Origin of the sequence: Dyadobacter jiangsuensis, assembly GCF_003014695.1 — a bacterium.
Classification (GTDB): Bacteria; Bacteroidota; Bacteroidia; order Cytophagales; family Spirosomataceae; genus Dyadobacter; species Dyadobacter jiangsuensis.
Window position 1 is genome coordinate 343,123 of record NZ_PYAS01000005.1, and the last position, 25,255, is coordinate 368,377.

23 protein-coding genes are annotated in these 25,255 nt (G+C 48.7%); 14 read left to right on the top strand and 9 right to left on the bottom strand.

Annotated features, from left to right (window positions below; genetic code table 11):
- The first annotated feature begins 74 nt into the window (after window positions 1-74).
- From CLV60_RS12630 to CLV60_RS12645, 4 genes are read left to right on the top strand one after another with little or no spacing between them, the layout of a single operon-like run.
- Window positions 75-1,094 (top strand): hypothetical protein, encoded by a 1,020-nt coding sequence (locus tag CLV60_RS12630; RefSeq protein ID WP_229210943.1) that lies wholly within the window; start codon window positions 75-77, stop codon window positions 1,092-1,094.
- Window positions 1,095-1,107: 13 nt separating this feature from the next.
- Window positions 1,108-1,821, top strand: a complete 714-nt coding sequence (porG, locus tag CLV60_RS12635; protein WP_229210944.1) for a type IX secretion system protein PorG — start codon at window positions 1,108-1,110, stop codon at window positions 1,819-1,821.
- Window positions 1,822-1,824: 3 nt separating this feature from the next.
- Window positions 1,825-2,367 (top strand): DUF2911 domain-containing protein, encoded by a 543-nt coding sequence (locus CLV60_RS12640; protein WP_106595733.1) that lies wholly within the window; start codon window positions 1,825-1,827, stop codon window positions 2,365-2,367.
- A 26-nt stretch (window positions 2,368-2,393) separates the two neighbouring features.
- Complete coding sequence (locus CLV60_RS12645; protein ID WP_106595734.1) at window positions 2,394-3,287, top strand: trypsin-like peptidase domain-containing protein; 894 nt, start codon at window positions 2,394-2,396, stop codon at window positions 3,285-3,287.
- Window positions 3,288-3,299: 12 nt separating this feature from the next.
- Here CLV60_RS12645 and CLV60_RS12650 read toward each other — a convergent pair whose 3' ends face one another.
- Window positions 3,300-3,995: a YjjG family noncanonical pyrimidine nucleotidase gene (locus tag CLV60_RS12650; RefSeq protein ID WP_106595735.1), complete on the bottom strand. Its 696-nt coding sequence runs from the start codon at window positions 3,993-3,995 to the stop codon at window positions 3,300-3,302.
- A 383-nt stretch (window positions 3,996-4,378) separates the two neighbouring features.
- Here CLV60_RS12650 and CLV60_RS12655 point away from each other — a divergent pair, with 383 nt between their 5' ends.
- From CLV60_RS12655 to CLV60_RS12670, 3 genes are all read left to right on the top strand, one after another.
- Window positions 4,379-4,978: an RNA polymerase sigma factor gene (locus CLV60_RS12655; RefSeq protein WP_015813074.1), complete on the top strand. Its 600-nt coding sequence runs from the start codon at window positions 4,379-4,381 to the stop codon at window positions 4,976-4,978.
- A 378-nt stretch (window positions 4,979-5,356) separates the two neighbouring features.
- Window positions 5,357-6,019, top strand: coding sequence for an endonuclease III (gene nth, locus CLV60_RS12665; protein ID WP_106595736.1), 663 nt, complete (start codon window positions 5,357-5,359; stop codon window positions 6,017-6,019).
- A 71-nt stretch (window positions 6,020-6,090) separates the two neighbouring features.
- A complete protein-coding gene (locus CLV60_RS12670; RefSeq protein WP_106595737.1) occupies window positions 6,091-6,951 on the top strand; it encodes an FKBP-type peptidyl-prolyl cis-trans isomerase in 861 nt (286 codons plus the stop codon).
- On the opposite strand, the gene CLV60_RS12675 is transcribed toward CLV60_RS12670, so the two are convergent.
- From CLV60_RS12675 to CLV60_RS12690, 4 genes are read right to left on the bottom strand one after another with little or no spacing between them, the layout of a single operon-like run.
- A complete protein-coding gene (locus CLV60_RS12675; protein WP_106595738.1) occupies window positions 6,948-8,066 on the bottom strand; it encodes a DegT/DnrJ/EryC1/StrS family aminotransferase in 1,119 nt (372 codons plus the stop codon). The two genes, CLV60_RS12670 and CLV60_RS12675, sit on opposite strands and share 4 nt — an antisense overlap.
- 12 nt (window positions 8,067-8,078) lie before the next feature.
- Complete coding sequence (locus CLV60_RS12680; RefSeq protein WP_106595739.1) at window positions 8,079-8,669, bottom strand: acetyltransferase; 591 nt, start codon at window positions 8,667-8,669, stop codon at window positions 8,079-8,081.
- The gene (locus CLV60_RS12685; protein ID WP_106595740.1) at window positions 8,663-9,241 is read right to left on the bottom strand and encodes a sugar transferase; all 579 of its coding nucleotides are present in this window, start codon (window positions 9,239-9,241) and stop codon (window positions 8,663-8,665) included. Before CLV60_RS12685 ends, CLV60_RS12680 begins: the two co-directional genes overlap by 7 nt.
- 3 nt (window positions 9,242-9,244) lie before the next feature.
- Complete coding sequence (locus CLV60_RS12690; RefSeq protein WP_106595741.1) at window positions 9,245-11,659, bottom strand: thiamine pyrophosphate-dependent enzyme; 2,415 nt, start codon at window positions 11,657-11,659, stop codon at window positions 9,245-9,247.
- A gap of 208 nt (window positions 11,660-11,867) precedes the next feature.
- Between CLV60_RS12690 and CLV60_RS12695 the strand changes: the two genes are divergently transcribed.
- A complete protein-coding gene (locus tag CLV60_RS12695) occupies window positions 11,868-12,263 on the top strand; it encodes a DUF1573 domain-containing protein (RefSeq protein WP_106595742.1) in 396 nt (131 codons plus the stop codon).
- A gap of 72 nt (window positions 12,264-12,335) precedes the next feature.
- Here CLV60_RS12695 and CLV60_RS12700 read toward each other — a convergent pair whose 3' ends face one another.
- On the bottom strand, window positions 12,336-15,086 hold the full coding sequence (locus CLV60_RS12700; RefSeq protein ID WP_229210945.1) for a putative LPS assembly protein LptD: 2,751 nt from the start codon (window positions 15,084-15,086) through the stop codon (window positions 12,336-12,338).
- 243 nt (window positions 15,087-15,329) lie between these two features.
- On the opposite strand from CLV60_RS12700, the gene CLV60_RS12705 reads away from it, so the two are divergent.
- The 4 genes from CLV60_RS12705 to CLV60_RS12720 all read left to right on the top strand — a co-directional run bounded on the left by CLV60_RS12705 (window position 15,330) and on the right by CLV60_RS12720 (window position 19,821).
- Entirely contained in the window at window positions 15,330-16,127 is a 798-nt protein-coding gene (locus tag CLV60_RS12705; RefSeq protein WP_106595744.1) for an N-acetylmuramoyl-L-alanine amidase family protein, read from the top strand.
- A 104-nt stretch (window positions 16,128-16,231) separates the two neighbouring features.
- The gene (locus CLV60_RS12710) at window positions 16,232-17,197 is read left to right on the top strand and encodes an MlaD family protein (RefSeq protein ID WP_106595745.1); all 966 of its coding nucleotides are present in this window, start codon (window positions 16,232-16,234) and stop codon (window positions 17,195-17,197) included.
- A 104-nt stretch (window positions 17,198-17,301) separates the two neighbouring features.
- Window positions 17,302-18,915, top strand: coding sequence for an acyl-CoA carboxylase subunit beta (locus CLV60_RS12715; protein ID WP_106595863.1), 1,614 nt, complete (start codon window positions 17,302-17,304; stop codon window positions 18,913-18,915).
- A 21-nt stretch (window positions 18,916-18,936) separates the two neighbouring features.
- Complete coding sequence (locus tag CLV60_RS12720) at window positions 18,937-19,821, top strand: NAD(P)-dependent oxidoreductase (RefSeq protein WP_106595746.1); 885 nt, start codon at window positions 18,937-18,939, stop codon at window positions 19,819-19,821.
- A gap of 127 nt (window positions 19,822-19,948) precedes the next feature.
- Here CLV60_RS12720 and CLV60_RS12725 read toward each other — a convergent pair whose 3' ends face one another.
- Both CLV60_RS12725 and aroB read right to left on the bottom strand, forming a co-directional pair.
- Window positions 19,949-20,524 (bottom strand): DUF4136 domain-containing protein, encoded by a 576-nt coding sequence (locus CLV60_RS12725; RefSeq protein WP_106595747.1) that lies wholly within the window; start codon window positions 20,522-20,524, stop codon window positions 19,949-19,951.
- 91 nt (window positions 20,525-20,615) lie between these two features.
- Window positions 20,616-21,650, bottom strand: a complete 1,035-nt coding sequence (gene aroB / locus CLV60_RS12730; protein ID WP_106595748.1) for a 3-dehydroquinate synthase — start codon at window positions 21,648-21,650, stop codon at window positions 20,616-20,618.
- A gap of 280 nt (window positions 21,651-21,930) precedes the next feature.
- Between aroB and CLV60_RS12740 the strand changes: the two genes are divergently transcribed.
- Window positions 21,931-22,989: a VOC family protein gene (locus CLV60_RS12740; RefSeq protein WP_106595750.1), complete on the top strand. Its 1,059-nt coding sequence runs from the start codon at window positions 21,931-21,933 to the stop codon at window positions 22,987-22,989.
- Between the two features lie 107 nt (window positions 22,990-23,096).
- Here the strand turns inward: CLV60_RS12740 and CLV60_RS12745 are convergent, their stop codons facing one another.
- Window positions 23,097-24,077: a 1-acyl-sn-glycerol-3-phosphate acyltransferase gene (locus CLV60_RS12745; protein ID WP_106595751.1), complete on the bottom strand. Its 981-nt coding sequence runs from the start codon at window positions 24,075-24,077 to the stop codon at window positions 23,097-23,099.
- Between the two features lie 127 nt (window positions 24,078-24,204).
- Here CLV60_RS12745 and CLV60_RS12750 point away from each other — a divergent pair, with 127 nt between their 5' ends.
- Window positions 24,205-25,245 carry an aminoglycoside phosphotransferase/kinase family protein gene (locus CLV60_RS12750; RefSeq protein WP_106595752.1) on the top strand — a complete coding sequence of 347 codons (1,041 nt, stop codon included), beginning with the start codon at window positions 24,205-24,207 and terminating at the stop codon, window positions 25,243-25,245.
- Window positions 25,246-25,255 lie beyond the last annotated feature (10 nt).

Below are 25,255 nucleotides of genomic sequence, written 5' to 3' on the forward strand. Positions count from 1 at the left end.
TTGTCGTTGAAATGGTGTTGCATCCTGAAGAAAACCAACAACTATTCTATTTTTGCAAAAAAATCGATCTGAAAATGCGTAGAAATTTCGACTTGAGAAGAGTATCCGGAGCGTTGGCTTTAACCTTGATCCTGGGGCTGCTACTGTCTGCCAAAGACGTAAAAGCACAGAACAGAGGTTTCTTCGTTCCTTATTCTACGGCAGGTTTTGGTATTGGTACGTCGAGCTATTATGGTGATCTTGCGCCATACCGTCGCCCGCTGGCTTCTACCTTCAAAATGATCCGCTGGAGCGTCGGCGGAAACTACACACGCCACTTTACACCACGCCTTGCTGCACGCGCTAGCTTCATTTACGCGAGAATCGCCGGTGACGACTACATCATGAACCGCGATTCGAAACACGTCACCAGTATTTACTATGCGCGGAACCTTCATTTCCGCAACGACCTGAAAGAGTTTTCGATTCAGGGTATTTATAAGCTCACGCCCGACAACCGCAGCTATGATCGCCGCCCGCAACTGGGCTGGTACCTCTTCGCCGGTGTCGCACTGACGGCTCATAACCCAAAAGCACTTGATTCGCTGAACGGCGACTGGGTAAAATTGCAGCCGCTTGGAACGGAAGGCCAGGGCAATGAAGGATATGCCAAGCCTTATTCATTAGTTCAGTTTGCGATTCCTCTGGGTATCGGCGTCCGCTATAAAATCAATTCCAAATTCGACATTTCAGCTGAGCTGGGTTACCGCAAGACATTCACAGATTACCTGGACGACGCACATGGTGCCTACGCCGACCCAGCGCTTTTTGCGGATAATCCAACAGCGGCATTAGTGGCCAACCGTACTACCGAGAAATTTGCCGCGCGTAAGGGGACAGACAGAACCAACGATGTGAGGAAATTCATGGATGCCAACTATCCGGGTGCCTTAGCGGCTGGCGAAGATCCATTTGCAAAACTACCTACTACCGGATTTGGGGCACCCGGTACAGAACGCGGTAATAGTCCAACCCAAAAAGATGCTTACCTGTTTGGTATGATCACCGTCCATTATATGTTGCCTTCGCAGGTTAAATGTCCTCCACTGAGATAATAGACTTACCCCGTTGAAATACATTTTCAGACTTTTGAATGAACGGCCGCTGCTGCGGAAATACTTGCCGGTTGTGATGCTGGCAGGTATTTGTTTTTTTCTGACCATCGCACAGGTACGTGCACAGCGGATCGAGTTCGGGGCAGGCATTGGAGGCTTTAATTATCGGGGAGACATCTCGCCTACTTTTCGGCTCCGTTTTTTCAAACCTGCCGGAAGCCTGTTCTTCCGCTTCAATCCCAACCAGGCCCTTTCGCTTCGCGCCGAGGTTGCGGGAGGACTCATCGGTGCCGATGACAGTAAAAGCGACGACCCGTTCCAGCAGGTCAGGAATATGTCGTTCCGAACTACGATATTTGAAGGCAGCGCCGTAGCTGAATATAACTTCCTCAATTTCCAGGACCGCCGGTTCGCTGTCAATTGGAGCCCTTATGTGTTCGGAGGGCTTGGTTTCAATAAGTTTAATCCGAATATCCAAACTGCCTCCTACAAAACATCGGGGCTTGTACTGCCTTATGGTGTGGGTATCAAATACCAGATTCGCCGCCCATGGAACATAGGATTGGAATATGGTACACGGAAAACTTTCACAGATTACCTCGACAACCTCGGCGGCGATCCTACCTCGACCGATAAATTCCAGCAGGGCGATCCTTCCGTAAAAGATACCTACTTTTACGTGCGCCTTTCGGTCAGCTATACCTTCTATAAAATCTTCTGTCCTTGATTTATGAAAAGAATTCTACTGATTGTCTTTGCCTTGATCATCGTTGCATTCGCAGGCTTTTGGGGAGTCAGGAAATATACCAAATCATTCAGTCCCGAGGCAGTCGCGGAAACCAGTCTGAATGGAGTTAAGATTAAAATCTCTTACGGACAGCCCAGCAAAAAAGGTCGGATGATTTTCGGCAGGGAACAGGACAAGGCATTGCTGCCCTACGGCAAGGTATGGCGTACCGGAGCCAACGAAGCGACACTTGTAGAATTTGAAAAAGATATAATAATGGGCGGAAAGCCGGTTAGAGCCGGCACCTATTCGCTTTTTTCAGTGCCGGGACAGAGTACCTGGAAAATCATCCTGAACTCCGAAACCGGACAATGGGGTACAGATTACAATGACGGCAAGAATGTCATGAATGTAGAAGTTCCGATTCGGATCCGCCCGTCAGTTCAGGAAGTATTCCAGATCTATTTTGAAGAAATCCCCAATGGTGTCAATATGGTCCTGAGCTGGGATCAAACGGAGGCACTCGTTCCCTTTACCCACCCTTAGTTCGATGCGGCTTCGGCCAGTTTTGTATGTTTGTTGATGCTATTGAAAAAATAGATCAGTTTACCCGTCCGGTTCACTTTATCATCCGTTATTACGCAGGGAGCGACATCGTTCCAGGTACTGCTACATTGTTTTTTGTAAATGAAGATGGCTTTGCGGTAACGTGCAGGCACGTAGCCCGGCAAATCCTTCATGCGAATAGTATTTACGAAAACTACCTGAAATTCAAGGGCGAACTTCGCAAATTCGAGAAAGACCCTGGCCTTGCCACACAGCGTAATTTGCTGGAAACAAAATACAAGATCGCGTCTGACAGCCCGATTCGCATACTTTTCAATTTCATCCATTGCGTATCGGCCTACAAAGGGCTTACGATCCACCTGCATCCGACGCAGGATCTGGCCATTATCCAATTCCGGAACTACGAATCGAAGCAATACCAGTCTCACGCCCGGTTCCTGAAAGATTCCAGGATGGTGAAGCAGGGCCGCTATTTGTGCCGGCTGGGTTATCCGTTCCCGGAGTTCACCAACTACCGGTACAATAAGCATACGGGAGACATCGAATGGACAACCGAAGGGAAGATTAAGACGCCCAGCTTTCCGATCGACGGCATTATCACCCGCCATATCGGTGACAACAGCGAGGTTGTCGGCATCGAAATGAGCACGCCAGGATTACGCGGCCAAAGTGGCGGACCGCTGTTTGACCAGAACGGCATCATTTATGGAATGCAGAGTTCCACACGCCACCTGCATCTCGGCTTCGACCAGGTGAACCGCGAGGTAACTATCGACGGGCACCGCAAACGGGTCTCCAATTACCCGTTCCTGAACGTCGGGCAATGCGTGCATGTGGATGTGATCAAACAGTTTTTAAAAGAAAAACACATCCGCTATTACGAAGCTGATCCAGCCTGACGGCCGGCGTTGTTACAAGACCTGCATAAGTTCTTCCAGCCTTTTGATATTATAGGTAGGCGATTCATCGAACTTCAAACCCGCCGGATTGAGATACACCGTATCCATACCGACCTGTTTTGCGCCGAGAATATCCGCGATCCAGTTGTCGCCTACCATCAGGCTTTCTTCCGCTGTGGTTTGCGCCAGTTCCAATGCAAACTCGAAAATACGGCGGTCCGGCTTTTTGGCACTGGCGGTTTCGAACGTCACCACATGATCGAAGAAATGGCCGATCTCCGAGCTCGCGATTTTCCTTGCCTGGATTTCGTTGAACCCGTTTGTAATAATGTGCATTCCATAGCCCGCGGTGGACACATAGTTCAGCAAATCGAGCGCGCCTTCCAGCAAATGCTTTTTGGTAGGCAGCGAAGTAAGGTACAGCTCCCCGATTTCCGTATGCTCGGGCGGGCATTCCGCGCCGAGTTCCTCAAAAACCATTCTGAAACGGTTCTCACGTATATAGCTATGGTGCAGCTGTCCCCGATCGAACGCATCCCATAATGCAGTATTAATTTTAAGGAAAGAGCACACAAATGCTTCCAGAGACGGGATTCCGTAGCGGGTAAGCTGGTGATGGTGAAAAATCTCTTCCAGGGATTCGGACGAATTTCTTTCAAAATCCCAAAGTGTGTGATCCAAATCGAAGAAGATATGCTTGTATTTCATATCTGGCAAAAATTCAATTTTTATAAGAAAAGTGAAATTACGATGTCCGGCCGAAAAAAGTAGGGCCCGATATACGAAAATCGATCTAACTCGACACGCGCTTCGTAGATTATTTATTAAGTACTATTATTTATTCTAATATGTCTACGACCTGGTAACAACGAATGCAATGCATCTAAAACATGCACAACTTGTTAACATCTGTTAACGGGAAATAATTTTTCTGCAAAAAGAAACTCAAACATTTGCAAATTATTTTTCAAATCCATTTCTTTGATTCGTATAATTCGAAATGCCGAAAAGTCACATCTAATTTTTCACCAAACCAGAAAGGAGAAACAATATCGATCAACTGCTCTACGTTAACTAAATCGAATAGTAAAATGGAGAAAGTCCAAGTTAGCGACAGTGAGTTGGTAACATTGTATATCCGGGGCAATGAGAAGGCTTTCGAAAAGCTTGTTCAGCGCCATAAGTCGAGAATATACACCACTATTTATCTGATTGTCAAGGATCAATATGTAGCCGAAGATTTATTACAGGATACATTTATAAAAGCTGTTGACACAATAAAAGGTGGGAGATATAACGACGAAGGTAAGTTCCTACCGTGGATTATACGAATCGCACACAACCTCGCCATTGATTATTTCAGACGCGATAAACGCTACCCCAATGTAGTGTTCGAAGATGGGAGCAGTGTTTTCAACACGCTGGATTTTTCGGAAGATTCCGTTGAGTCGATCCAGATTCGTCAGGAAACACATGAGCAGCTGCGGGAGATGATCCAGCGGTTGCCCGACGTGCAGAAGCAAGTTCTGATCATGCGCCACTATGAGGACATGAGCTTTCAGGAAATTGCGGACGCCACGGGTGTGAGTATTAATACGGCATTGGGTAGAATGCGTTACGCGTTGATAAACCTGCGTAAGCAATTTAACCAACGTGCCCCACAGTATGACAAAAACCTTTACTTACGATGATGTTGTAAGGTATCTATATGCCGAAACAACTGAGAATGAAAATGAACAGATTGTTGAGGCGCTCGCTCTTGACGACAACTTGATGAACTTTTATCTCGATTCCCTGGAAATCCAGAATCAGATGAACAAGATCACTCGGACTCCTTCCGAGAACGTGATTTCAGAAGTTTTCAGATACTCGCGACAATTCTCTTCTAAAAGGTCTGCTGCACTCCTTTACTAGGACGAGTCGGCAGATTTTTTTGTTTCCAGCTATCGGTGCGGTAGCTGGAAATTGTCATTATTTTTAAGATTCGGAACGGAAACCCGCCAGCAGGCTACTGTTCCCAGTAGATTTCTATGTCGGAACCTCTTCCTTCATAGGACCATGATCGTATTATGCTAAAAAAAGAACGCTATAAACACTTCCTGGACTATTTCACCCAGAATTTCCCGGAGCCCGAAACCGAATTGCATTATTCCAACCCGTACGAGCTGTTAGTGGCAGTGGTACTATCCGCGCAATGTACCGACAAGCGTGTGAATATGGTCACGCCAAAACTTTTCGAGCGCTTTCCGGATCCAGAGTCGCTCGCCGCCTCCAATTCGGAGGAAGTATTTACCTATATCAGATCCATATCCTACCCTAATAACAAAGCCAAGCACCTCGTAGGATTGGGAAGGATGCTGGTCGAGCAGTTTCACTCGGAGGTACCTTCCACCGTGGAAGAATTGCAAAAGTTGCCCGGTGTAGGGCGTAAAACAGCCAATGTCATCGCCTCGGTGATTTTCAGCATGCCGGCAATGGCGGTTGATACGCATGTTTTCAGGGTGTCTAGAAGACTTGGGCTTGTACCGATGACCGCAAAAACGCCATTGGCTGTGGAAAAGGAATTGGTAGCCCATATTCCGAAGCATTTGATCCACAAGGCGCATCACTGGCTCATCTTGCACGGGCGCTACGTGTGTACCGCGCGCAACCCGCAGTGCTTCCAGTGTCCGCTATCACCATTTTGCAAATACTTTGAAAAAAATGTAAAAATCGACGTTTTTCACTCGTAATTACAACCAATTTTAACTCCTCCGAGTCTACCCTGAAACTAAAACAATCCCATTAATTACTTAGAAAAGAAATGAAGCGTATTAATCTGGTGTGGTGTGTACTACTGACGATGGCGATCGGGGTCTCATCTTGTATGAAAGATGTATCGAGCAGGGACGAAGAGAAAATCGCCGAAAATGAAGCAGCTATCCAAGCCGCGTTGCAGGCGGACAGCTTGGGTTCAAAGGCAGTGAGGGATTCTACCGGCCTCTATTATATTGTCAGAAAGTCTAATCCGGCTGGTCTGAAAGCGCAGCCCGGCGATGCGGCAACCATCAAATACACGGGTTATTTGCTGAACGGAACGAAGGTTATTTCTTCTGTTGAGGATAACAAAACGGAATTCTCTTTCCCCGCCGGCGGAAATGTATACTGGGGCGGTATTGAAATCGGTATTTTCAAAATGAGGGTCGGCGAAAAAACTACCTTCTTTTTGCCTTACTACTTGGCTTCGGGTGCTGTTGACCGTGTTAATATCCCAGCCTATTCTCCTATTCGACTGGAAGTAGAATTTATCAAAACACGTACGGAGCCTCAGCAAATCGATGATTTCATTGCCAAAAAAGGTTACACCGTGTCGGAAAGAAGCACAGATAACCTGGTAATCGTTAGAGCCAACACTGTAACAGGCGATACGATCGGCGTGGGCAAATCCGTGAACGTGAAATATGTGGGAAGGCTCCTCGACGACACTAAATTCGACGAACGTACAGCCAGCTTCATTACCGGCAGCCCCAACACCATCCCTGGCTTCGACCGGGCTATCAGAAAAATGAGAAAGGGTGAAAAAGCAATTATCGTATTTCCTTCTGCACTTGCGTATGGCAAAAACGGAAGCAGCTCGATCCTTCCCTATTCTCCGCTTCAATTTGAAATTGAGATTCAAAACTAAGTTTTGAAGCAATCGTCTACGATCGAGGCTATAAGCTTTCTGTCATCGTCACTAAGATTTGACCCTGAAGGCAAGCAAAGTCCTTGATGAAACAACCTTTCTGAAACGCTACCTCCAAACCGGGGTAGCGTTTTGTATATTTGCTGGCAATGCATCGGCTTCCACACGGGCCGCGATTCGATACCATTTGCCAAAAGTGCATTATGAACAAGCGAGGGGCATTCACCTGCGATTGTCAGCGCAGTTAGCCAACGATTCGAAAACATATCGATGGCTCCATCCTGAAAATCGATACCAGGGTTTTTGTGCAGGGAAATTTGATAAAACTGAAAGTTGCCCCGGCGCATCCAGACTCTCTCACCGACTACCTCCAACTGCCCCCGCCCTATTCCCGCACAAACATTGCTCATCCGATAGTTGTACCCCACCGCGCTATGCTCGTAATGCGCGACAGGCTCACGCGCCTGCGTGGCCAGAAAACGTGCTTTTTCTACAAGCCCCGCATTATCCGACAGCAATGCCCCGCCTCCGGATGTCGTAATGATTTTATTTCCATTAAAAGAGAAAATTCCGATATCACCAAACGTACCTACTTTCCTGCCTTTATACTCAGAACCCAAAGCCTCCGCAGCGTCCTCTATCAAAGGGATCCCATATTTCCTGCACAAATACAAAATCTCGTCGAGCATGGCAGGCATGCCGTATAAATGCATTACAATCACTGCTTTTGGCTTTTGACCCATTTGCAGATAATGCAGTATTGCATCTTCCAACGCATTAGGGCACATATTCCAGGTAGTAGCCTCGCTATCGATAAAAACGGGTGTCGCGCCTACGTACATGATCGGATTTGCAGTGGCCACGAAAGTCAATGACTGACAGAGCACAATATCGCCCTTGCCAATGCCCATAGCAAGCAATGCAAGGTGTATGGCAGCTGTACCCGACGATACGGCCAATGCATATTTGCTGCCGGTATATTGGCATAGCTCTGCTTCGAACGCGTCGATATTCGGTCCGATATGCGCAATCCAGTTGCTATCAAACGCTTCCTGAATGTACTTCATCTCCCGCCCGCTCATATGCGGAGGCGACAGGTAAATTTTGTATCGCATAGTGTGTTTGTTTTATTGAATGATTCTCGCAGGGTTACCCATCACTTTGGCATAATCGGGAACATCTCGTACCACCACGGAGCCCGCGCCGATGATACATTCTCGACCGAGTTTCACACCCGGCAGTACCACGCTTCCCGCGCCTACAAGCGTGCATTCACCTACACGCACGCCCCCGCATAGCGTAGCGCCCGGGCCTATGTGCGCAAAGTCATCGATAATGCATTCATGATCGACGATCGCCGCAGTGTTAATGATAACGTGATTCCCGATCTGACAATCGACTTGCATGACCGCCTGATGCACCACTACTACGCCGTGACCCAAGCTTACGTGATCATCGATCGTTGCCGTGGGGTGGATAGCAATACCAAAAGCATGTGCAACTTTCCCCGCTATCTTCCGGCGCATGAAGTTGTCGCCAATGGCTATTATCAACTTTTCATTCTGCATGACCAGGGTGTCATAAACAGCGGGAACACACTGACCAGACCATTTCACATTTTGCCAATGATCGTCGAACAGACCTGCAAGCTGCTCCCCACATGCCGAAAGTATGCTTGCCACTACCTTAGCATGCCCGCCTGCTCCGTAGATCAGCATGTCGCATTGCCTTTGAAAGGTGAAGCATCGATAACAGCATCCGTGGCTTGATGCATAAACAACACCCCGAAAGCCGTTTCGAAGATGATCCTGACATCGAGCGCCGGAGAAAGGTTATCCACATAAACCAGATCCAATTCAAACTTTTCGCCCCAACTCAACTTGTTTCGTCCATTAATTTGAGCGAGGCCGGTCATTCCCGGTTTCACCGCATGGCGTAAACGCTGTTCAGCATTATAAAGCGGCAAGTATTCCGGCAGCAGGGGTCTTGGGCCGACAATACTCATATCGCCCGATAGCACGTTCAAGAACTGCGGCAGTTCGTCGATCGACGATTTGCGGAGTAAACTACCGAGTCTGGTAACAGGACGCCCGTCGCCATGCATGGTCCTGAATTTCAGAATTGTGAATAACTCCTCATTCAGCCCAGGCCTGATTTGCATAAAGAATGGATTGCCTTTAAAATGCACCCATAAAACAGGCAGCAGCACAACAAAAAACGGCAACGAGGTAATCAACCCCATTGCCGCCAGTAAAATGTCTAAGATTCTCTTTCCTTTTGAACGATACATAGATCATACGTTAAACAGCTCCGGATATTTATCTGGGGCCGCTTCGCGCATGATTTCGTAAACAGTTTCAAAAATGTCGTCCATATTGGGTTTTGAGAAATAATCTCCGTCCGAACCGTAAGGTGGGCGATGGTCTTTCGCTGCGATGGTCGCCGGTGCCGAATCGAGCCAGCGGTAAGCCTGCTGCTTTTCCAAAACCTGCTGCATCATAAAACCCGACGCACTTCCGGGCAAATCTTCGTCAGCGAAAATCACCCGATTCGTCTTTTTAATGGACTCCACTATCCGGTTGTCGACATCGAACGGCAACAAAGTCTGTACGTCGATGACTTCAACTTCAATTCCTGAACTCTGCAATTGAGAAGCGGCCTCCATTACTATACGACACATTGAGCCATAGGTAACAATAGTGAGGTCATTTCCTTCTCTTAAAATTTCAGGCTGGCCTAGCGGAATGTAATAATCGCCCACATTATCGGGCATCACTTCTTTCTGACGGTACGAATTCAGCGGTTCTACAATCAATGCAGGATCGTCGCCTTTCATCAATGTGTTATAAAAACCTGCTGCCTGCGTGAAATTCCGCGGAACGATCACGTGCAAGCCACGCAAGCTGCTGAGCATTGTGCCCATAGGAGAACCGGAATGCCATATTCCTTCAAGGCGATGCCCCCTGGTGCGGATAATCAGCGGGGCTCGCTGCCCCCCGGCTGTTCTGTATCGAAGCGATGCCAGGTCGTCTGTGAGCGTCGCCAGGGCATAGTAGATATAATCGAAATACTGAATTTCAACAATCGGCCGCAAGCCGCGCATGGCCATGCCTATTCCCTGGCCGATGATCGTCGTTTCACGGATACCCGTGTCGGTAATGCGGATTTCCCCGTATTTTTCCTGTAAGCCGGCAAAGCCCTGGTTCACGTCCCCGATAAAACCGATGTCTTCGCCCAATGCCACCACGCGCGGGTCCTTTCCGAAAAGCACATCGAAATAGGTTCGTATCACCTCGCGCCCGTCGACAACGGGGCTATCCTCCGAATATACGGGGCTTACCGGCTCAACGAGCATTGGAGAGTAGCGTGTTTCGCTGTATAAATGGGTATTGAAACGCTCCTTATTTGCATTCAAATTATCCCTCAAAAATGTCTGCAAAGTCAATTTCTCTGCATTTTCTTCTCTACCGGCAATCCTCAGCACCTTACGCACCGTCGCGATCATATCGCGGCGAACGGGCAGGTAAGTCTTTTGCAATTCCAGAATCGCATTATTTATTTCCGCGGCGGAGCCACTTGCCTGGGCTACGTCCTGCAAAAGCCGGATCGTCTCGGTATATTCTTTATCCAGCTCTTTCCGGTAGGCTTGCCAGGCTTCATTGCGTTCGCTGAGCGCCTTTGCTTTTGCCTCCGCTTCGATCTGTTCCAGCTCCTCGTCGGTGGCGTAGCCATTTTTCAGTATCCAATCCCGGAAACGCACATTACAATCATGCTCCCGCTCCCAAGCCAACCGTTGTTTCGATTTATAGCGCTCGTGCGAGCCGGAAGTAGAATGCCCCTGGGGCTGCGTCAGTTCTGTCACATGTACCAGCACCGGCACATGTTTCTCGCGACTGATCCTGCCAGCTTTTTGATAGGTTTCCACCAGTGCAGGATAGTCCCAGCCATTCACGGTCAGGATTTCGATACCGTCGCCATCTTCGTTGCGTTGCAGTCCTGCCAATGCTTTCGAAATGCTGCCTTTTGTAGTCTGATACTCAACGGGAACCGAAATTCCGTAGCCGTCGTCCCAAACCGAAACGATCAGCGGTATTTGCAACACGCCCGCCGCATTCATCGCCTCCCAGAACATCCCCTGGGACGTAGAAGCATCCCCGATCGTCGCGAATACGACCTCATTTCCATCACGGGAAAACGTGGTCATATCGTGCAGTTCGGCATTCTCGCGGTATAATTTGGAAGCATATCCAAGGCCTACCGAGCGAGGGATCTGCCCGGCGGTGGAAGAAATATCACAAACGGAATTATGCAATTTAGTCTGATCAAGCCAGTCGCCATTCTCATCTACCCAGCGTGTCGAGAAGTGACCGTTCATCGAGCGCCCGCCCGTGTTTGGCTCGTGTTCGAGATCCGCATGAGCATACATTTGGGCAAAAAATTGCTGCCAGGTAAGATTCCCGACAGCCGCTTCGATGGTCTGATCCCGATAATAACCCGAGCGAAAATCACCCGGTTGAAAAACTTTGGAAAGTGCAATTTGTGCTACTTCCTTTCCATCTCCAAAAATCCCGAATTTAGAACGGCCGCCCATGGTATCCTTCCTCCCCAGCAAACTTACCTGACGACTCTCGCATGCCAAGCGGTAATCGTCGATAATCTCTTCCTTACTCAAAACACTGGAACCGGTCAAACTATCATTTTGAAGCATAAGCAAAAATCACGGGTTTTAATCCGTAAGTTAAATTACGTTTTTTTGAATGCAAGCCAAAATTAGGCAGGAAAATAATAACCGCGGCATCGGAACGCCTAACTTTTGGGGCATTGTTAATATTGGTTAATGATTATTATATTTAGCTTTTTAAGCGTTAATCTTGTTTAACAGTAAGTTTTTCACCACTTAAAGTATAGTTACAACTATGAAAGTATTCTTTTCAGCGCTGGTTTTAATCCTCGGGCTGACCACCGTAAGTTTTGCACAGAAAGGTGTTCTGAAATTTAAAGAAGAAACGCACAAATTCGGTAAAGTACCACAAGGCACTCCTGTTACGCACGAGTTTGTATTCACCAACACAGGTTCAGATCCAGTGATCCTTTCTAACGTAACCGTTTCATGCGGATGTACTACACCTGTATGGTCTAAGGACCCTGTACTTCCAGGTAAAACCGGTTCGGTAAAAGCTACTTTCAACGCGCAGGCAGCAGGTCCTTTCAACAAACCTGTAACTGTTTTCAGCAACACTGAAGGTGGTTCCATTACCCTTTACCTGAACGGAGAAGTGGTTCCAAAAGCTGCGAAGCCAGCTTCCAAATAAGCATTATCCGCAAGCATTGCAGTGGCCGTTCCAGTGGGACGGCCATTTTTGTTTTTAATACAAAACAATTGATTAATAAGCAGCCCTATCGTAGAATGACCGGCGACGGGTCACTTTCAGGTCTTGCAGGATGGCCGACTTCACTTTCAATGTGAAGGAGTAGTTACTCGCACGGGCCGCGCTTCCGGCGAATGGTGTCCAGTTGAAGCTCATATCCCAGCAATGCAGATCGCGCGTAAGGCCCAGCTGCGTGATTGTCGGCTGGAACGCCACGAAGTCGAAACCGGTGCTAAGGGTTACTTTCAGGTTTTTGGACAAGCTCAGATCACCCGTAGCCTGGATGGCCTGGATAATCTGCGCTTTTGACAAGCCCGGCTTTGTAAGTCCGAAGTTATAGTTCAGCGAGACATTCCAGGGGATATTGAAGTCTACGTACAATTCGGGGTTTTGCGCAATAAATTCCCTCGCTTCTTCCTTGGCTTTGGCATTGGGATCGTTGGGATTGGTAGTCTGCGGGTTCTTGTTGTTTGTGTTGGAAGAGCTGCTTTTGGGTGAAAAACTGGTTCCCAATGTGAACCCGAGGCTTTGCAAGTTGGCAAGGCCCTGCCCTGATGTAATCGCATATTTATTGACCTTCGTCCCCACCTGATTCCCGATAATGTTAGGGTTCGCCACGTAGGTATACGGGTCGAGATTCATATTGAAGTTCAGGTTCAGGTTCCGCCCGATCCGCGCATTCGCATTGATGGTAATATTCGATAAATTCAACGAGTCGGCGAGCAGGTTATAGCTACCGCCGAGACTCAGGTTATCGAGCAGCGAGACTTTCTCGAACTGTTGTGCCGCAGTATCGCTCTTGCTTTTGAGCTTCATTTCAAATGAGTTGTTCAAACTAAATGAAATGACACTCGACGCCCGTCCATTACTCACGCCCGATCCTACCCCGCGGAATTTCGACAACGAAAGATCACGCACATTGCCTTTCTTGTCTTCAAGCTGGATATTTTGATAAAAACCGAATGCATCTCCGGAAAAATCAGGCGTGTAGGTAAAAGACACGGAAGGAATTACCGTGTGCCGGATGGCCTCCAACCTTTTCCCTCCAAAGAAGAAGGTCCCATAGAAACGCGTGTTCATCCCCGCACCGAAATTGTAGGAATACTCCGTACCGACCTTTTTAAGCGTATCAATCCGGATCGAATCGCGACCCGTTTTGGTGTAACGGTATTGCTTGGTAAATACCTCACCCGAAAGCGACATGCTGGGTGTGATATTCACAAAACGCAGGACTTTGAAGTTGGGTAACGAGATCGGAAGACTATACCGGCCTGTGAACTGCGCATCTTTAAGCATGTCCGGCAGGTTATCCAGGTTGAAAGCTACAATCTTGGTCTTTTTGAGACGGGTCGTATCGATTTTCGCGTCCGTGATCACGAAACCAAGGCTGCTGTAAGACGTGTCAATGGCCGTCAGTGCATTGGCAAGCGCATAATTACCGTTGAAGTCCAGCCCCAGACGGAAGCTTTCGTACCAGCGGCCGCGGCCGCCTTTCAATGCGAACGGGGCAATCTGATTTACCCCAAAACTAAAATCGGTAGAAACGTTGGTCTTGCCGTTTTCACGCTTCTGGGTGGTAGGATTTATCTGTCCGAAGTTCTGGTTCACGCGCAACGATCCCGCCGCACGCATGTACTGCCCGAAGGTGCGGTTGTATTGTACGGAAGAACTGGCGACGTTGGACGTATATTTGTTTACATTGAATTCCTGTTGCTGGTTATAGGTATTGCTACTCACGTTCACATTCGCTGAAAACGTCGAGTTACCCCTTGCCTTTGGCGCATGCGACCATACGATGCTGAAATCGTTGGTAACTCCGAGGCCGAAAGACCTTTGGACCTCATCACTGGATTTGTTTCGGTTGAAACGTAGCGAGAGGTTACCCGAATACTGGTAGCGTTTGATATAGCTCGATGTGAGCCCCAGCCCCCAGCTGCTGTTGGAGTAAATCTGGCCGGTGACAATCGCATTGACATACTCGCTGATCGCAAAGTAGTAACCGCCGTCGCGCAGGTAAAAACCGCGTCCGTTCGGTTCCTCTCCATACGTCGGGATAATGACGCCACTCGTTCCGTTCTCCTTCTTTTTCGGGAACGGGAAAAAGCCGAATGGCAAGCCTATCGGCAATGGCACATCGCTGATGACCAGGTTAAAAGGCCCCGAAATCACCTGCTTCTTGTTCACCATTTTGATTTTCGGCGCATTAATGAAGTAATGCGGGTGGGTAAGATTACAGGTCGTGTAAATGGAGTGCCTGATATAGAAATTGCCTTCCGTATCCTTCTTGACCTTGTCTCCCCGGATGTTTCCATCGCCCTCCTGGGTAACGATCCCCTGGATCAGGGCCTTTTTGGATTTAAAATTATAGCGTATCTCCTTGGTATTATACGTCTCCGGCCCATCCTGAAAAATCGGCTCGCCGGCCATTTTTTTTGCCGTTGAGTCATAAGTCCCGATCGCGTAAACTTCGTTGGTAATCCAGTTGAGACGGATATAATTGGCTTTGAGATTAATGGTTCCGTAGTTCACTTCCGCATTTCCATACAAGTGGACCTGCTTTAAAACGGCGTCCATTATCGTGGAATCTTCCGCGGTGTATTCTACGGTATTTTCGAGATCGTCGGGATTTTTGAGTGTGTCGGCGGCAGTCGAATCAGCCGTTAAGCCTTTGCCTGTCAAGGTACTATCGCCCCCGACGCCCCCTCTTGGAATGGACGCACCGGGTTGACCGGCACGGGAAGTATCCGCACCTGCTTGTTTTTGCACTGTAAGAAGGGAATCCGCTGATTGCTTTGCAGAAGCCGAACTTTTAAGCTTACCCTGATTTTTCCCGGAACCCTTGGAGCGTTGCTGCACACATGCCACAGTGCTGAACAGGAGAAACGCCGCAACTACCGACGATATAATAATCGCCTTTCTTTTCAGTTCTAACAATTAGCGTATTTTTGCATAACGAATTTCAAAATTAGCAGAGAAACCCCTTTCGCGTAAGGCCCCAACTAAAAAATAATGTTAAAACTTCTTAAATTAGTAATTGTAGCAAGTTTTTTGCTGGCTAGTGTCGCCTTTGTTTTTCAGCAAGAACCGGTTACTGCGAAGTCGGGAAGCAAAGTTAATACAGTCGTAATCGACGCCGGACACGGCGGCAAAGACCCCGGCACCAGGGGCAAATATACCAAGGAAAAAGATGTGGCACTGGCCGTGGCACTGGAACTTGGCAAGAAGATCAAAGAAGAAACGCCGGATGTAAAAGTACTCTTCACACGCTCTACCGACGTATTCATCGAACTCGGCGAGCGTTCTGCATTCGCCAACCGCAACAATGCCGACCTTTTCATTTCCATCCATTGCAATGCCACACCCCGTTCCAGGTCCGTGAGAGGTACCGAAACGTTCGTCATGGGTTTGCACAAAACCGAGGGTAACCTGGAAGTAGCGAAGCGCGAAAACTCGGTAATCTTGCAGGAAACGAATTACAAGCAGAAATACAAAGGCTTCGACCCCGACTCGCCGCTCGCGCACATCATGCTCGCGAATTACCAAAGCGCATTCATTTCCAGCAGCTTGAAACTGGCAGATTTGATCGAAAAGAAATTTCAATCGATCTCCGAGCGCGACAGCCGCGGTGTAAAACAGGCGGGATTCCTCGTGCTGTGGCGCTGTGCAATGCCCAGCGTGCTGATTGAAACCGGCTTCCTTTCATCCCCCGACGAAGAGGAATACCTGAGCTCCGAAGCCGGACAGGAAGAAGTGGCCAAATGCATTCATTCGGCATTTATGGCGTACAAAAAAGATATGGACCGGTAGCTCAACGGTCACATATTGCTTTGATTTGTCAAAACAATTTTTGATACTTTGGTGTTAATACCGCTTAACCTGCCGCTGCTGCAAGCAGGACAAACCAATAGTCCATGAAAATATCAAGAGAAGCAAAAGTCGGAGCCATGGCACTTTTCGCCATCATCATGCTGTATTTCGGCTTCCACATCCTCAAAGGCTCCGACGTTTTTTCCAGAACTTATAAATACCACATCGTTTACGACAATATCGACGGACTGACCGCCTCCAACCCTGTTTTGCTGAACGGCTTGAACGTGGGCCGCGTGCAGGAGATCAAACTGCTCCAAAACCGCGGGAACCAGCTACTCGTGACGATCGACGTGCAAAAAGGCATTATAGTACCCCAGGGAACCGGCGCGGTACTCGCGGATGGCGGCCTGCTCGGAGGCAAGGTAATCCACCTCGCAATGGGTGCCGGCGCTCCGATGAAAGACGGCGACACGCTTGTAGCCAAAAAGGAATCGGGTATATCCGCCGTTTTGCAGGAAAAAGCATTGCCGCTCGTCTCCCACGCCGACTCCCTCATTAAAAACCTCGATCTCGTCGTAGGTGGCTTCCAGGAAACGGGTTTGATCCTCAACCAGGTTTTGAAAAATTATAACCAGACAGGTACGAGCTTGCAGGGTCTTTTGGCGGAAAACCGTGCGAATCTGCTGGCGATGACGTCCAACCTCAACAAACTCACGACTTCGCTCGTCGAGACTGAAAAGGAATTGAAGCCATTACTTGCCAAAACCGGCACACTGGCCGATTCGCTGAATGCATTGCGCCTGGGCGAAACCGTGACGAGCGCGCGGAAGACGATCGAAGAACTGCATACCCTGCTGGCAAGCGTCGAATCGGGCAAAGGAACTGCCGGCAAACTTGTGAAGGACGAGACCTTGTACAATAACCTCAACCGTACGATGATCAGCATGAACAAGCTGCTCACTAACTTCCGCGAGCATCCAAAGCGGTATATCAATGTATCGGTTTTCGGTAAAAAAGATAAGGGACCCGCTGAGTCGCCGCTTGATACGGCTACTACCATTAAATAGGGCCTGACATTTTAAATAAATATGAAAGTCGTTTGCTTACCGGTGAACGACTTTTTACATTTGAAATAAGCCCATTTCCATTACTCACACCATTCTTCATCATCATGACCAGCCAGGAAAGCCTACCACACCTCATCGAAATCCTGAACCAGAAATACGAGCAGGTAAAGCTCGGCGGCGGCGCAAAAAAAATCGAAGCGCAGCATCAGAAGGGCAAACTCACCGCACGTGAAAGGATCGACTACCTGACCGATCCGGGCTCGCATTTCCTCGAAATCGGCGCATTTGTCGGCGATGGCATGTATGAAGAAGAAGGCGGCTGCCCGTCGGGCGGCGTGGTGACAGGTATTGGATATGTTTCAGGAAAACAATGCATGATCGTCGCCAACGACGCCACGGTGAAAGCCGGTGCGTGGTTCCCGATTGCGGCCAAAAAGAACTTGCGCGCACAGGAAATCGCAATGGAGAACCGCCTTCCGGTCATTTACCTTGTGGATAGTGCGGGTGTGTTCCTGCCGATGCAGGCGGAAGTATTTGCCGATAAGGAGCATTTCGGCCGCATTTTCAGGAATAATGCACAAATGTCGGCCATAGGTATCGTGCAGATCTCGGCCATTATGGGCGCTTGTGTAGCAGGCGGAGCCTATTTGCCGATCATGTCCGACGAGGCTTTCATTGTGGAAGGTACCGGTTCGGTGTTTTTGGCCGGGCCTTATCTGGTCAAATCGTCGATCGGCGAAGATATCGATGCGGAGTCGCTCGGCGGGGCAGCTATGCATTGCGAAATCTCCGGCGTTACCGACAACAAGTTTCCCGACGATAAATCCTGCCTGGATGCCATCAAAAGACATATTGATAAAATAGGGAAACCATTATCCGCCGGTTTTGACCGCAAAAGCCCGCAAATACCTGTCCGCCGGCCGGAAGAGATTTACAACCTGCTTCCTACCGACCGACTGAAACCCTACGACGTGCTGCCTATTCTGGAGTGCATGGTGGATAACTCGGAACTCGACGAGTACAAACCCGATTATGGCAAAACCCTCATATGCGCTTATGCGCGTGTGGACGGCTGGGCGGTTGGCATCGTCGCCAACCAACGTAAAATGGTACGCTCCGGCAAAGGCGAAATGCAAATGGGCGGAGTCATTTATGCCGAAGCAGCCGACAAGGCCGCCCGTTTTATCATGAATTGCAACCAGAAAAAGATTCCGCTTGTTTTCTTCCATGATGTGACCGGCTTTATGGTCGGCAGTCGTGCGGAGCAGGGAGGCATTATCAAAGACGGCGCTAAAATGGTGAATGCAGTGGCCAACTCAGTGGTACCGAAGTTTACATTCATTATCGGGAACTCCTATGGAGCGGGTAACTACGCCATGTGCGGTAAGGCCTACGACCCGCGACTGATATTTGCCTGGCCGACGGCCCAAATGGCGGTGATGAGCGGCGCTACGGCTGCCCGTACCTTGCTGCAAGTACAAACAGCTACCCTGAAAGCAAAAGGCGAGACGATTACGCCCGAGGCGGAAAAGGAATTACTGAACCAGATTACTGATCGCTACAACCAGGAATTATCTCCTTACTATGCCGCCGCGCGGCTTTGGGTCGATGGCATTATCGATCCTGTGGAAACGCGGCGCATTATCTCGGAAGGCATTAAAGCCGCCGACCAGGCACCCATTGAAAAACCATTCAATGTGGGTGTCATTCAAGTTTAATTGTAATCTAAACCTGTTATTATGTCTGAAAAAATAGCGTTTCTCGGACTCGGGAACCTTGGTACTCCTATCGCTGAAAGCCTGCTCGAAGCGGGTTATGAATTGGTCGTTTGGAACAGAACTGCCTCCAAGGCGGAGCCATTGATCAAACTCGGTGCCACCGTGGTGGAAAACCCCATCGACGCCATTACTCCCGGTGGGCTCGTATTTTCAGTCCTCGCCGACGATGCGGCAGTGGAAGAACTGTTTTCGATGGAACTCGTCGAAAAGCTCGGAAAAGACGGTGTGCATATTTCCATGAGCACCATTTCGCCTGAGACCTCGCGCCAGCTCGCGCAGATACACGAGTGGTATAGCGCACATTACGTGGGCGCGCCCATATTCGCCCGCCCGGAGGCCGTACGCGCAAAAGTGGGTAACATTTGTCTTTCGGGCAATGCAGCCGCGAAAGAGCGCATTAAGCCTATCGTTCAAAGTTTCGTAAAAGGCGTATTTGATTTTGGAGATGATCCGGGGGCCGCGAATGTGATCAAGCTGGCAGGAAACTTCATGATCGCGTGCAGCCTCGAAATGATGGGCGAAGCATTCACGATGGCCGAAAAGAATGGTATTTCAAGACAAAGCATTTACGAAATGCTCACCTCAACCTTGTTTGCAGCCCCTATTTTCCAGAATTACGGTAAAATAGTGGCACAGCATGCCTATGAGCCCGTCGCATTCCGCTATCCGCTCGGTTTGAAAGACATTAACCTAACACTTCAAACCGCCTCGGACGTAAATGCGCCGATGCCTTTTGCGGATATTATCAAGAACCGCTTCATTTCCGGCCTGGCCAAAGGTCGCGAAAACCTCGACTGGGGTGCATTGGCGCTGGGAGCGTCCGACGATGCCGGCCTGACGAAGTAGCCACAAAAAAGCCGATTCAGCGTGTCCCTGACAGAGCACACGGAATCGGCTAAATATTGACGGCGCGTGCCAACCTCCGGGTTGGCACTACCTATGTCGCCGATCTCTGATCGGCCATGCTATATCGTTATCGCCCGACCTGCTCGCTGTAACGCCGCGGGTCATACCCTTTCGCAAACAGCGGATATTGGTCAAAAATGCGCCTTACAACGCTTCGGTAATGGTTATTGGAACCTTCCGTTCCTTTGAATATCCCCGAAGCATAGCCTCTCCAAACCACCTGGTCACTTTCCGCGTCGATTAGTGAGACAATCAATGTGCCCTTGTCGAGCGCATATTTGATCGGTTCATAGCGGAATCCCTCATTCTCCGTATCTACCCAGTTCTTGATCACCGGCTGCATATAGCCCTGGTAACGCAGGTTATCGTAGAAAATACCATAATTCACCAGCAGCGTAGGCTTTTCGGCAGTGAGCTTATAGCCCCTTACCTGCATCTGGCGACGGATCGCCTCATAAATTTCGGTGCAAAGATTATTGGTATCCCTCTCACATTCCAGAAACGTATAAGAAGAGTAATCTTTAAAATTGGTTTCGTAGCTGTAATCATGCTCCACAAACACTTTCCGGCCACTGGAACACCCTGCAATCACGACTACGAGCAGTAAAGCAGCATAAATAGAAATAGACCTCAGCATAAGCATTTAAATTTGTCAGGTTGTGAATTAAGATATATCAAGAATGTATTTTGAATACTCCTCTTACACCACCAATAGCTTATGCCGCACTGTAAATCTATCCCAAATAATAAGCTATTGATCTGCGCATTTCAGCTGCCGTTACTACGATGTCAAAGGCACATTGCCCGGCCCCACTCAGCAATGAAAACCTGATTTCTTTTCCTTTATTCTTCTTGTCTTGCCGCGTCAGCGCGATAATCTCCTCGATATCCTCCGGTTTGATCTTCACCTTGCCGTACGTCGCGAACAAGAACTCCTCAATATCTGTCAGCGTCTGCTGATCGATCATTTTCCGCTCGAACGACAGGTAGGCTTCCATAATCATCCCCACCGCAATCGCTTCCCCGTGGAAAAGCCGCTGATTAGCAGGTTTATTCAAAAAGCACGTCTCCACCGCGTGGCCGAGCGTATGCCCGAAATTCAATATCTTCCGCAAGCCTTTTTCCGTCGGGTCCTGATCCACTACCTGCTGCTTAATCTTCACCGAATGCGCAATCAGGTCCGGCCATTTCTGCTCTTCAAAATCCTTAGCCCGGATTTCTTCCCATTTCGCACCGTCGGCGATCAGGCAATGCTTGACAATCTCTGCAAATCCCGAACGTATCTCCCGCTCCGGCAAAGTCTTCAAAAACACCGGATCGATGAGCACGCTTTTCGGGATATTGAATACGCCCAGATGGTTTTTAAACCCCTGAAAATCAATCCCCAATTTCCCTCCCACACTAGCGTCCACCTGCGAAAGCAAGGTCGTCGGAACCTGGATAAAATCTATTCCACGCTTATACACCGCGGCGCAGAAACCACCCATGTCGCCGATCACCCCTCCGCCCACATTGATCACCAATGCATGCCGGTCGAGTTCGTCTTTCGTCATGGCCTCCCAGATTTTCTCGCAAGTCGCCAATGTCTTATGCGCCTCGCCGCTGGGAACGGTTACAATACTATGCTTGGGCAAAAACGCCTTCAAAATCGGATAACAGTGCCGTTTGGTGTTGTTATCGGCTATTACTATAATTTTTGAATACTGCTTGGAACTCAAAAAATCCGGTAGACTCTCGCCTATCGGTGCAATTACTACTGACTGGTTCATTCTAGACTATCATTGAGACGGGCTCATCACAGATACGATGAGTGCAACCAAATGGATGCGTTGATTTCCAGTATTTTAAAATAAAATTTTGGAAAACCATTTTAAAGATAGCAATTATTATGCTTATCAAATAATCATTTAGATTTTGTATCCCGAGAAATTTTTCCACAGGTCGCATTCCCAGTTCAAATGCCTGTGCCACGGCTCGTTTGCTTTTTATTTCGTAAAATTGCCGTTTGGTTAAGATTATCCACCTTTATCTTCATAATAACTGCAACAAATGAGTGCTCCGCTGATCTCTGGAATTCAACAGGTAGGAATTGGTTGCCAGAACGTGCCTGAAACCTGGAAATGGTACCGGCAAGTGCTGGGTTTCGACGTTCCCATATTCGATGAAAAAGCGGATGCGCCGCTCATGACGCCCTACACCGGCGGCAAAGTACAATCGCGGCAGGCGGCCCTGGTTCTCAATATGGCCGGAGGCGGCGGATTGGAAATCTGGTCGTTCACCAGCCGCGTTTCGCAACCTGCGAATTTCAAGGTGGAGATCGGCGACCTCGGCATTAATGCCATCCGTTTCAAAGCTCCGGACGTTAAAAAGGCACATGACTGGGTGAAGAGCCATTCCAAAGAAGCGACCGGCCCGCTTGCCAAGTTGCCCGAAGGCGAAGGCTTCTGGGGAACCGACCCATATGGTAATGTATTTCAGATCACCAGCGATGCTACCTGGTTTCAGACTAAGGGCAAAAACGTAGGTGGCGTAGCTGGCGTCGTAATCGGCGTATCGGACATAGATAAGGCCGCTGTCTTTTATCAGAACCTGCTGCAACCGCTGAACATCGTTTACGACAAAACAGGCGTTTTCGAAGACCTGCCGACCTCCATTCCCGGCCAGCGTTTCCGCCGAATGCTCCTTCGCAAAAGCTTTACGCCTGATGGTGCATTCAGCCGCCTGCTGGGCGACGTGCAGATCGAGCTCGTGCAAGCGCTCGACCGCACCCCTAAAAAGATATTCGAAAACCGCTACTGGGGCGATTGCGGATACATTCACCTGTGTTTCGACACACTGGATATGGACGCACTGAAAACCAAACTGCAAGCGCAAGGTTACCCATTCACCATCGACAGCGAGAGCTCATTCGGTATGGAAAATGCGGCGGGGCGCTTCGCCTACCTGGAAGATCCTGATGGAACGTTGATCGAACTCGTAGAAACGCACAAGGTTCCTATTCTGAAAAAGCTGGGCTGGTTTTTGGATTTGCAAAAACGAGGATTAAGAAAACCCCTGCCGAACTGGATGTTGAAGGCGATGGGGTTAGGGAAGGTGAAAGATAAATAATACAAATTGCACCTTTCTTAAATACAATTATTTGAGATTAACCATGCAAATTTGCACTTGACTTGCAAATTTGCATGGTTAATCTCTTTTTGGTCAAGCCAAAGGCCTCACCATTTGCTGCCTATCCAGGCCAGTAACGGCAAACCAACAAACACACCCAATCCAACTTGCCAGCCCACAAATACAGCGACGATAATGGAAAGCAGCGCGACAATCACAGGATACAAATACAGCAGCATACCAAACAGCACAGAATCATAAAAAACCGACCGCGCGGTAAGCTTAGCTGCTTTGCCCTCGAAGAAAGAATATAATGGCAAATGAACCGTACGTCCGATCCACCCAATGGCGCCTGGTAATGGGTTACTTTTCGCTTTCGGTGTTGCGCACTGATCAAAGAACGCATTGAGCTGGCGTTGCTGCTCGGCTTTCGGTAAGTCGGCGGGAACAGTGAGGATTTCGGCGTTCATCTTCTGATCGAGGATTTCGTTGAATTCCCGGAGCCATTTTTCATATTCCTGCGGACTGGTCTGGATGTCGTCCGCAGCAATGGCTTCCCCGAAATTCAAGGAAACGCGTTTACCGGGGCCACGGAAGTTTTCGTAGTTGAGGCCGGTCGGAATGACTTTCATACTTTGCAGCGCGTCGTCGCCATACCAGATTTTATAGGCCATCCGCGCAGTACCTTTGCCGAGGGGCCGAAGGCGCCATTCATTTACACAAATACCTTCGGAAAACACGACTACCGCATCGCCCTTTTTCAGCGCATCATGGCTTTCCTGTGCAGTAACATCATGATTTTTAACATATTGCCGACCTTCCGAACCACGAAAAACCGGGATCAGGTTGATCTGCCGGAGCCAGAATGCGGCCGCTTTTTTACGGAACACGTCGCCGCGAGTGAGCGTATGAATGGGTTGTTCCAAAACAGAACCGATGACTACGGCATCGAAAAAAGAATCGGGATGGTTGGAGGCCAGCAGCAGCGGCGCCCCTTTGGGTAATTTATCGAAATTGACTACGCAAAGCTTTCTCAGATAAATAGGCAATGCCAGACGGACCAGAAAACGCGAGAAATAGTAAAACAAAGTTCAAAAAGTAAGTTTTTGCAAAATTATGGGATTATTTTTTTATTCAATCCTAACGGCCAGGGTATTCTGCTCCGGCGAGTTTGCTACCTTTGGTGCCATCTGTAAAGCCTAATGCGAGATTGGAATGCGTTTAAAAGATTATCCCGAAATTATCCGGAAAGCCTGGGCAGGGTTTGATAGTTCGATCGGGGTCAAATTTGTAGAAGATATCAGTGCCAAAGTTTCGACTAATCACGTTTTCCGCGTCACGCTCGACAATGACGACAAGGTGGTTGCGAAGCTTTCCTATTTTGGGAAATACGAACATTTCAAGGAGGACCACCGGATTATCCAGGCCCTTTCCAATAACCTGCTTTATCCTTTCGAGAATGTCCTTGCGAAGTCGCTGGTCAAGAATAACCAGGTTTATACCTATCGTTACCAGGAAGATTTTGTGGATACCTGGGTGGTGTTTTACAACCCTATCCGCGCCATGAACCGGATGCCGCGGCGCCTGGAAGAAGAGCACATCCGAAAGCTGGGTACCGAAGCCGCCAAATTCCACCAGGCCTGTTTCCGGGCGAGCCGGTCGATTCCAAAATCGTCCAAAAACCTCCGTACCGACATTCATCATTTGCTGGAAATCCTGGAAACCGATACCGGCCAGTACGAACATCGCGGGTACATCCATATTCTCAAAAAGCAATGCGATATTTTCATGAAAAATATCCAGCGCCTGAATGTCAGCTCGTTCGACCTCATGCCTGTTTTCGTGGACTGGAACATCGGGAATTTCTCGGTTACCGACGATATGAAACTATTTTCACGCTGGGACTACGACTGGTTCCGCGTGTCGTCGCGGGTAATGGATTTTTACTTTTTCAGCAGGGTATGTTCCAATGTCGGCGACCGCACGGTATTCAGTTACCTCATCGGGCCGCTGATGGAAGAGCGGTTCCTGATGTTTTTGCAGGAATACCACAAGGTTTATCCGCTCACCGAGAATGAAGTCCGCTTCATGAAGGAAGCATATCGCTTTTTTATATTGAATTATGTGATCAAATATGGCAAATACTTTTTCCACCGCTCGTATTGCACCAAGTTGCAGCGCGAGGCTTATGAGCTGTATTTCCCGTCAATCGACGGTTTTGACCCCGACAAGATCCTCCGCGCCCTGAAAATCTAGCAACCTCCTT